This window comes from Shinella sp. M31, from assembly GCF_049199205.1.
Classification (GTDB): Bacteria; Pseudomonadota; Alphaproteobacteria; order Rhizobiales; family Rhizobiaceae; genus Shinella.
Window position 1 is genome coordinate 21,454 of the sequence record NZ_JBLZPH010000109.1, and the last position, 8,246, is coordinate 29,699.

General features: G+C 60.2%; 9 protein-coding genes and 1 tRNA gene. 4 read left to right on the forward strand and 6 right to left on the reverse strand.

Features of this window, described 5'->3' with window-relative positions; all coding sequences use genetic code 11:
- Positions 1-10: 10 nt before the first annotated feature.
- Both ACOZKU_RS18360 and ACOZKU_RS18365 read right to left on the reverse strand, forming a co-directional pair.
- A complete protein-coding gene (locus tag ACOZKU_RS18360) occupies positions 11-1,747 on the reverse strand; it encodes a type I secretion system permease/ATPase (RefSeq protein WP_421580080.1) in 1,737 nt (578 codons plus the stop codon).
- A gap of 211 nt (positions 1,748-1,958) precedes the next feature.
- Positions 1,959-2,462: an MgtC/SapB family protein gene (locus tag ACOZKU_RS18365; protein WP_314088278.1), complete on the reverse strand. Its 504-nt coding sequence runs from the start codon at positions 2,460-2,462 to the stop codon at positions 1,959-1,961.
- 148 nt (positions 2,463-2,610) lie between these two features.
- Between ACOZKU_RS18365 and ACOZKU_RS18370 the strand changes: the two genes are divergently transcribed.
- A tRNA-Pro gene (locus tag ACOZKU_RS18370) sits at positions 2,611-2,687 on the forward strand.
- Between the two features lie 84 nt (positions 2,688-2,771).
- Here ACOZKU_RS18370 and ACOZKU_RS18375 read toward each other — a convergent pair.
- From ACOZKU_RS18375 to ACOZKU_RS18385, 3 genes are all read right to left on the reverse strand, one after another.
- Complete coding sequence (locus tag ACOZKU_RS18375) at positions 2,772-3,881, reverse strand: integrase (protein WP_421580081.1); 1,110 nt, start codon at positions 3,879-3,881, stop codon at positions 2,772-2,774.
- A gap of 544 nt (positions 3,882-4,425) precedes the next feature.
- Entirely contained in the window at positions 4,426-4,779 is a 354-nt protein-coding gene (locus tag ACOZKU_RS18380) for a hypothetical protein (protein WP_421580082.1), read from the reverse strand.
- A complete protein-coding gene (locus tag ACOZKU_RS18385; protein WP_421580083.1) occupies positions 4,779-5,075 on the reverse strand; it encodes a hypothetical protein in 297 nt (98 codons plus the stop codon). Before ACOZKU_RS18385 ends, ACOZKU_RS18380 begins: the two co-directional genes overlap by 1 nt.
- Positions 5,076-5,228: 153 nt before the next feature.
- Here ACOZKU_RS18385 and ACOZKU_RS18390 point away from each other — a divergent pair, with 153 nt between their 5' ends.
- From ACOZKU_RS18390 to ACOZKU_RS18400, 3 genes are all read left to right on the forward strand, one after another.
- Entirely contained in the window at positions 5,229-5,465 is a 237-nt protein-coding gene (locus ACOZKU_RS18390; protein WP_421580084.1) for a helix-turn-helix domain-containing protein, read from the forward strand.
- Between the two features lie 82 nt (positions 5,466-5,547).
- Positions 5,548-6,054: a hypothetical protein gene (locus ACOZKU_RS18395; protein WP_421580085.1), complete on the forward strand. Its 507-nt coding sequence runs from the start codon at positions 5,548-5,550 to the stop codon at positions 6,052-6,054.
- Between the two features lie 230 nt (positions 6,055-6,284).
- Complete coding sequence (locus ACOZKU_RS18400; protein WP_421580086.1) at positions 6,285-7,196, forward strand: hypothetical protein; 912 nt, start codon at positions 6,285-6,287, stop codon at positions 7,194-7,196.
- 305 nt (positions 7,197-7,501) lie between these two features.
- On the opposite strand, the gene ACOZKU_RS18405 is transcribed toward ACOZKU_RS18400, so the two are convergent.
- A partial coding sequence (locus ACOZKU_RS18405) for a hypothetical protein (RefSeq protein WP_421580087.1) occupies positions 7,502-8,246 on the reverse strand: 745 nt, incomplete at its 5' end.

The following is an 8,246-nucleotide window of genomic DNA, read 5'->3' on the forward strand; positions in this document are numbered from 1 at the left end:
GGTCCTGTCCTTACTTGTTGCTGCCGCCGGTGCCCGTACCGGCCACGACCTGCGTGTGGTTGCGCAGGTGCGCGCGCAGAACGTCGTCGCGCGGACCGAAGGCCAGGCGCTGGCCGTTTTCCATGATGAGGATGAGCTCGCATTCCTCGATGGCAGCCGGGCGGTGCGCCATGATGACGATCGACTTGCCCTCGGCCTTCATGTTGCGGATGGCGAGATTGAGCGCCATCGACCCCTCGGCGTCGAGGTTGGAATTCGGCTCGTCGAGCACCAGAAGAACCGGATCGCCATACAGCGCGCGGGCCAGGCCGACACGCTGCTTCTGGCCGCCCGAGAGACGGCCGCCCATGGCCGGCAGTTTTGTGTCGTAGCCATCGGGCAGGCGCAGGATCATGTCATGCGCACCGGCCTTCTTGGCCGCTTCCACCACCTTCATCGGATCGGGATCGAGCGCCATGCGGGCGATGTTTTCGGCAATCGTGCCTTCGAACAGCACGACATCCTGCGGCAGGTAGCCGACATGGTCGGCAAGGCCATCCGTGCCGTATTGCTCCAGCGAGGCGCCGTCGAGGCGCACCTTGCCGCCGGCGGGCGGCCAGATGCCGGTCAGCACGCGCGCCAGCGTCGACTTGCCGGACGCGCTCTGGCCGATGACGCCGAGCGCCTGGCCAGGACGCAGCTCGAGGCTCAGCATGCGCACCGTCGCGACCTTTTCGCCCGGCGGCACGACCGTGACCTGCTCGACATCGAGGATGGCGCGCGGCTTCGGCAATGCGGTGCGCGCATCCTCTTCCGGCACGCGGCCCAGAAGTTCCGAAAGCTGGCGCCAGCCCTGCACGGCGCGCTGAATAAGCGCCCACTGGCCGATGGCGCCCTCGATGGGGGCGAGCGCGCGGCCAATGATGATGGAGCTTGCAATCATCGCGCCGGCGGTGATCTCGTTCTTCAGCACCAGATAGGCGCCGAGTGCCAGGATGGCCGATTGCAGGAAGACGCGGAAGGTCTTCGAGGCGATCGAGTAAAAGCCGTTGCTGTCGGAATAGTGGATGTTGGCTTCCAGCGCCTTGTCGCGCAGGAGCTGCCAGCGGCTGGCGACGGCGCGGCGCATGCCGAGCGCGCGCACCGTGTCGCTTTCCTTCTGCAGGGTCTGGGTCATCTCGTCGGACTGGCGGCCGGCGATCATCGCCCGTTCCTGGTCTTCCTTCGTGCCGTTCTGGTTGAGCCAGGTGAGCGCCACGAGGATGAGGCCGCCGACGACGCCGAGCATGCCCATCCACGGATGGAAGGTGAAGATGACGAAGATGAAGAGCGGCGTCCACGGAATGTCGAAGGCCGTGAAGACGGCCGGCGACGACAGCACCTTCTGGATCGCGTCGAGGTCGCGCATGCCGGTGACGGTCGAAACACCCTGCGCATGCAGCGCGGTGCGATCGAGCACGGCATTGAAGACGCGCTTGTCGAAGCGGGCCTGGAAGCGCGCGCCGATGCGGGCTGCGATGCGGCTGCGCAGATGGTCGAGCACGCCCATGATGAGATAGAGCCCGATGATGAGGCCGGTCAGCGCCACCAGCGTCGCCTCCGAACGGGAGGCAAGCACCCGGTCGTAGATCTGCAGCATGAAGAGCGGCCCGGTCAGGACGAGCAGGTTCACGAAGAAGCTGAAAAGGCCGATGGCGAGAAAGCCCGCGGCGCTCGTCTTCAGCACGGCTCTGAGTTCGTCCACACCGGACTTGCCCGATGATCGCATGGGAATATCTCTTTAAAGATCGACGCCGGAGGTTCGGCCGGCAACCGGCCTTTGTCCGAGCAGCGAAAGGCCCCTCGACCGCTCCGCCGCACTCGGCCGGATACGGAGCCGCACGCACGTTTAACGCGCGGCCTTGATGAAAGACGGTATAGGGCGCGATTTATTCGTAAAGCAACAGAATTTCGATCGGCGATGCTGGGGCCGGCTCAGCTCACTCAGGTTTATCCGCGTGCTTTTCATGGCCGTTCGGCTTGGCGAAACGGATTTTTCCGAGAATAAACAGCACGATAAAGCAGGCAAGCGTCGCAAAGACCGCGACGAACCAGTAGCCGAGGCCCACCGCAAGCCCGACCGCGCCGGCAAGCCACATACCCGCGCCCGTCGTCAGCCCCCGCACCTCGCCGCGCGAAAAAACGATCATGCCGGCGGCAAGAAACGCGACACCCGAGGTGACCGCCTCGATGACGCGCAGGGGATCGATGCGCACCTGATCGTCGGCGAAGCCGGCCATATGTACGCTCTCGATGGAGAGCAGCGCGAAGACACAGGCTGCCAGCGCCACGAGGATATGGGTGCGCAGCCCCGCCGCCTGATCGCGATACTCCCGCTCCGCGCCGATGATTGCCCCGACGATGATGGCACCGGTCATGCGCAAGAGCATGACGGGATAGGGAATTTCGGTCTTTCCGAAGAGCTCGGCGGTGATCTGTTCCATGCGCTGGCAAACGGCGGAAAGGCAAAGCGGTTCCGCCCGACACGAAAAATTTCCCGGCACACCAGCACTTTCCCCAAGATCGCGAATTTTTTTGATATTTTGCGCTTGTCGTAGGCAAAACCCTGTTCTATAGAGGCGCCGCTGGTCACGGAGTGTAGCGCAGTCTGGTAGCGCACCACGTTCGGGACGTGGGGGTCGAGTGTTCGAATCACTCCACTCCGACCAGCTTGAACCACTGAGAAATCAGCGTTTCAGCCTCATCCCGAAAAATCCTCCAAAAATTACGGCAATGAATACGGCAACGAATGCCTACCTCATGCGCCCTGCCCTCCCCGTCGTAAACGCCTCTCCGACTCCGGCCTGATGATCGGGGTGGTGATGGCCGTAGGTCTTCTCCAGCGTCTCCAGGGTCATCCCTAGATAGCCGGATGCCTCCCACTTGTCCGCGGCCGCCTGCATCAACCAAGTAGCCGCTGTATGGCGCAGCGTGTGCCGCACAACACCTTCCGCATCCTCGCCAAGGACTTCGTCCACCAAGTTTCTAAATGCGCGTTTCGGATCCGCGGCCTTGCTGTTGTATTCGACAACGTACTTGGCGCCCAATCGGTGCCAGCGACGCATATGAGCAAGGAGACGGGTGGGAAGTCGGATCGGTGGCGCGCGCTTGTTTCCCGCGACCACCTCGCCCTCCCAGGCGCGATAGAAGACACCGGCCTCCAGGTCGATATATGGCCTGCCGACTTCCTTGGCGAAGGACGCCTGCCAGACGCGTGACGATCGGCTTCCCGTGTAGACCGCTGCCAACGTGAACCGAGCGATGTGGACCGTCGGCTTTCGCTTGTTGGGCGCTCCGCGGAACTTGCCGCGCTTTCGGTATGCCGCCCAAATCAGTTTGGCTAGAGTAGCTCTATCGAGATGCTTCACTCGACCCTTTGCCTTCGGCGGTAGGGTCACGGTCACTGCTTCGCGCGTCACCTTGTCCGCAATAGCCTGGCGGCATGCGGCACGCAGGTCCTCGAGTTCGCGTCGAGAGCCGTTTTGGTTGCCACGCTGGCGCACATACTCGGCGCAGGTGCCGCTGGTGATGTCATCGAGCGTTTTGTCACCCCAGTAGGACATCAGGTTTTCAGCGCGTGCTGCAAGTTCTTTTGGCCGTGTCGCGGTATCTTTCTTCAGCGATAGGTAATGCGCGAGAACCTCGGCGATACTGACTTGCGAAGCAGCACGGTGACGTTTGGCCGGCTCTGCCAGGAACTGCTTAGCTATGTGTTCCCCTAGCGCTCTTTCAGCTCCCTCACGATCAAGCTGAGCGCAGCCCGTGCCGATGTGTTTTCCACCGTCGAGGATGATCCAGACGGCAGCCCTGTCTTTGCTGGCCGGTCTAAGCCAGAGCCTGGCTGGTTTGCGGGAACGCGACATTTCTGTTTCATCTCCTCGATCGACCGTAGCGTAGTGAAGTCCTTGCCGGCGATGCGCATAACAACAAGCCGTCCTCGCGCCGCTTCCTTGCGCAGACCGCTGACTGTCATTCCGCCGTACGGAAAGGTCATAGGAAGGATGGCCGCCAGCCGTATGGGCGCGTCGGGCGGAAAGTTGTCATTGGCGGCCTGCAGCGGCTCGCCTCTTTCTTCGGCGCGCGCTGTGTTCATGCGCTTTTCCGTAGATTGTCGTTCGCTGCGGTCGGAGGTCGGCGCCGCAACCCGGTCTTAATCAGACTCAGCGCCACCAACACGGAACGCGGTGGCACAACAGGGTTTTCACGTCGGGTACGAATTCGGGCCGGCAATTTCATCTTCTCTCCTCCTCGTGCGCATGGGTGCATGGTCTTCTACGACCCTCGCGGGGCGTAGGCTTAGGACTTCTCATGGCCTGGATACTCATGGGCGCTCTCCTCTGTTGTTGAGAAGAACATGCCCGATTCCGCTACGTCAGTTTAGGCAAACAAATGCCAATTCTTTTCCGGCTAGGTTGTGTCTGAGTCGTCGTAGAAGGCGACGGCATTCCGGATGTGCCTTTCACTGAAACCGAATTGCTCGGCAGCGGCCTCGATTGAATCTTCGTATGACAAGCCGTCACGCCTCAAGTCGTGGAACACCTCGCCAATTTCGAACCAAAAGCGCGGCAGGCTTTTCCTTCTGCCTCTTTGTCGCTTGGGTGGTCGCAAAAGATCCGCGGCTAATCCCTGCACGACTCTATCAGCGGTTCCCTTCCGCAGAAGCTCGGCCGCCAGCCGCTTGGCATCTTCTGTCCGCCCCTCAGAGAGCGCCGAGCGAATGGGATTGGCTTGAATGCTGAAGCTCGGCGGTAGTTTCGCCATTACTGGGTGAGCCGAGGCAGAGCGCCGACGATTGCCAGCACGAGTTCGGCGCGCGTCGATGGAGGTGGCACGTCCTTCCAAGAGCGATCATGGGGGAAGTGGAAGGTCTTGGCGGCAGTTCCCGAGGGCGTTAGCTCCCTCTCCCTCCATGCCTCGCCGTAGAGCTCGATGCGGAGAAGGCGGGCCTCCATGGCAAGCCACTCAAGGTAGGCCTCTCTGGGATCAGGTCTCTCGTTGTCGTTCAGCGCGACCAGCGGCTGTCTTTCGGGTGTGGTGATGGTTGCGACATTTAACATGTATTTCCCCTTCGATGATTCGCGACGTTTTTAGTTCATTACAACGTTATTGGTTGCAATAAGCATGTCAATCAAAATCGTTGCTTCCAACTTATTTTGTTGGCATAGAGGACCGGCGCACCACCGATGCGCCCACCACGTCGAGGAGAAAGCATGACACCCGAGCAAAGCCGCGCTGCCCGTGGCCTTCTTAACTGGACACAAGCAGAACTCGCGAAGGCGGCTACGGTCGGGCTTTCAACAGTGCGGTCCTTCGAAACAGGCACCCACACCCCTGTTCCCAATAACCTAGCTGCGATGCGTGGAGCGCTCGCGTCTGCTGGAGTATCGTTCCTTGCAGACGGGGAGCCCTCCGTCGGAGCGGGCGTTTCTCTGCACGAGCGGCTTTGACAAAATTGTAAAAATGCACCACCCGCATAGCCCCTCGACATCCTCCCGCGCTCGCCGTAGGGTTGAGCAAAGACGGGAGGGGATGATGCCGGTTATATTGGGAAACTACCAGCAGAAGACTGTAGGGGAGACCGTACCAGGCGAGCTTTTTCGCGTGCCATTGCGGAAAACAAGCGCGCTGTGCGTGACGCTTGAGACCGGGCACATTGGTGGAATGCTTGTCGGGATACTCTCTTCTGCAGAAGTCGACCGACCGTCCCATATCAATCTTGGAAGCCACAACGACTGCATCTCTTTTGGTACCGAATGGTTGCTAGAACCCGTGCTTGATTCGCGGTCTGTACCTGCGCCGCGGCAGGGAGAGGTGGAATCAAGCACGCTCTACCTCCAGCGCGACCACGCCATAATCAGGCTTGATGTTCCGCAGAATCCAAACGATTACGAATACTTGACCGCTGACCTACTTGGCGGAGGCAGGGCGGAATTGGAGCGCAACGCCGTTCCGGTCCGCCACTGGAGGATCTGGAAAACTGCAGAAGATCGGGCGAGGCCAGGCACTGCACCAATCATTGAATTTGGTGCGCAATGAAAAAAGCCGAAGCGGAGGAAGCGATACGGTCGCTGTGCCACACATGGGCAGACACCCTGACGCCCCAACAGCGCGAGTACCCCAGTTTCGGTTCATTTACGAGTTGGATGCGCGCCAGCGGTTATGGGCACTATCTAGATTTCCGCTCAACCGGCGGCGCCAATGACGCGGCTGAATGGTGGTTTGATCAAGAGCTAAAGCAGACGTGGCGGAGGTAGTGGAAAGCTAATATGCAGTTTTGGGACATTAGTCGCAAAGTAGGCGCCGCAACAACTCAGGCAATAGTGGTGCTCCTCGTTATAAACGTCATGCTTGGCACCTTCTCAGCCTATCAGCAAAGCTTGGAATTGTATCGCAATGAGAAGACCCGCTCCGAGGACGAGCGCAAGAAGGCCGCCGAGGAAATAGCAGCCCGCTGCAACGTCATTCTCGATCCGACCGAGACGTTCAGAGGATGCGTAGCGCGAGAGATTGAAGCCTACGAAAAGCAGGCTAACACCGACAATGATTTGAAGGCTCAACAAGATATGGCTTTCTGGGCTCAGGCCGTATTCTGGCTTACGAGTTTAGGAACATTAATCAGCGCTGTTGGATTGGCTTTCGTCTGGCAATCTCTGAAGCAAACGCGGCAGGCTATCCTCACCGATAGAGAAGTCGGCCACGCGCAGGTAAGAGCATACGTTGCCATTGATGCGCAGACGCCTGTTGTGAGGCCAGACGTTGTGCCGGAACACACATTCAAGATACGGAACACCGGACAGTCCCCGGCTTACAGCGTCGCATACATCTCCGGGTTTCAGATACTTCCACACCCCCTGCCATCGACGACGGGTCACATCGGAGGTCTCGCGCCTGGTCAGGATATGCCTCGAGCAGCACTCGCGGCAGGAGAGTTTATAATCGGCGAAGCGTTCGGAATCAGGGAGCTCACTAAAGAGGACTTCAGAGATCTACAGAACGGAACGAAAGCTTTGTACTGGTTTGCTCGCGTATTCTACGACGACGTTTTCAAGCAAAGGCATGAAACTTCGTTTTGTGGGCGCTTACATTTCGAACCTGCGCCGGGTTACGAAAAAAATGCCGAGCCAAGGCCTTGGATCGTCAGCATGATGGTCGACCAGAAGCGAAGTTACTCCGACTAGACACGCCCACCATCCCCACCGCCACCCTTTCCAATTCCGCCAGCTGCACCGGCGCGAGCGGCGCCGGGCGTGAAGGCGAGCCGATCCGCGGAACGGACAGCGTGTAGCCGTCCTCCCGCCGGATGAGCGCGCAGCCTGGCAACGCGAGGTCGCCGACCCGTGCGGTGAACGTCGCCACCACCCGGCCACCCATTAGGTTCATGTCCGAAAGCGCGATCATGCTTCGCCACGCACAAATGCGCGGTGACGCCGGGACGTGGTCATGGGATTTCCTTCTCAAGGTTGATGGCTGAGAGCGGGGATCCTCAGATGACAATGCCCCAGCGCTTCAGCTGATATTCGCGGATTTGCGCGATGTTGCGCGCGTCCTCATCAGCATTGGTGACCTTGCTATACTTCATCCACCACTTCTGCTGGCTGCCGGCGATCTGCGCGCCAAGACGTTGCGAACCGATGCGATAACGGCCGATCACAGGGAAGCGAGGCTTGACGGTCGTCGCGGTGGCGGCGCTCGTCCCGGTCGTGATGTTCTGGATCGATACCCCTTGGCCGGAGCCTGACGCGATGATCTTGCAAACAAGCAGGTGCCAGATGTTGTGCGTGGCGGCGACCGATGTAGTTGTGGTTTCATCGTCGGTCGTATCGTTGCCGAATCCAGCGCCGAACCGCTCGGCCGTCGCGGCGGTGACGACCAGGCGGTTGCCGAACGAGTTATTGGACTCGCCGTTTGCCGGAAAGTTCAGGCCGTTCGCCCAATATGTCGGCCGATTGTTGTCGTCGGCCATGGAGGCGGTGCTCTTCACGACGGAATAGATCGTCTGATTGAGAGAGTCAGTCGCCGACACTTCGATCCAGTTCGTGCCCGACACCTCCAGCCATGCACTCCCCGTGCCGATGGCCGGCGTACCGCCTCCGATCACGGCATCCGGGACGGGCTTTCCAGGCGCGAGATTGAGTAGGGATCGCTCCAGCGAGCCGTCGAAGATATGCAGGCATTCCAGACCGTCACGAGACAGGAAGCCGCCGAACTCGGTCGCGTAAGCGCTGGCA

What these genes read in the sequence shown, in the direction of transcription:
- ACOZKU_RS18365 (WP_314088278.1), bottom strand. Translation starts at nt 2,462, where the DNA reads ATGGAACAGATCACCGCCGAGCTCTTCGGAAAGACCGAAATTCCCTAT.
- ACOZKU_RS18400 (WP_421580086.1), top strand. Translation starts at nt 6,285, where the DNA reads ATGCAGTTTTGGGACATTAGTCGCAAAGTAGGCGCCGCAACAACTCAG.
- ACOZKU_RS18375 (WP_421580081.1), bottom strand. Translation starts at nt 3,881, where the DNA reads ATGTCGCGTTCCCGCAAACCAGCCAGGCTCTGGCTTAGACCGGCCAGC.
- ACOZKU_RS18360 (WP_421580080.1), bottom strand. Translation starts at nt 1,747, where the DNA reads ATGCGATCATCGGGCAAGTCCGGTGTGGACGAACTCAGAGCCGTGCTG.
- ACOZKU_RS18380 (WP_421580082.1), bottom strand. Translation starts at nt 4,779, where the DNA reads ATGGCGAAACTACCGCCGAGCTTCAGCATTCAAGCCAATCCCATTCGC.
- ACOZKU_RS18385 (WP_421580083.1), bottom strand. Translation starts at nt 5,075, where the DNA reads ATGTTAAATGTCGCAACCATCACCACACCCGAAAGACAGCCGCTGGTC.
- ACOZKU_RS18395 (WP_421580085.1), top strand. Translation starts at nt 5,548, where the DNA reads ATGATGCCGGTTATATTGGGAAACTACCAGCAGAAGACTGTAGGGGAG.
- ACOZKU_RS18390 (WP_421580084.1), top strand. Translation starts at nt 5,229, where the DNA reads ATGACACCCGAGCAAAGCCGCGCTGCCCGTGGCCTTCTTAACTGGACA.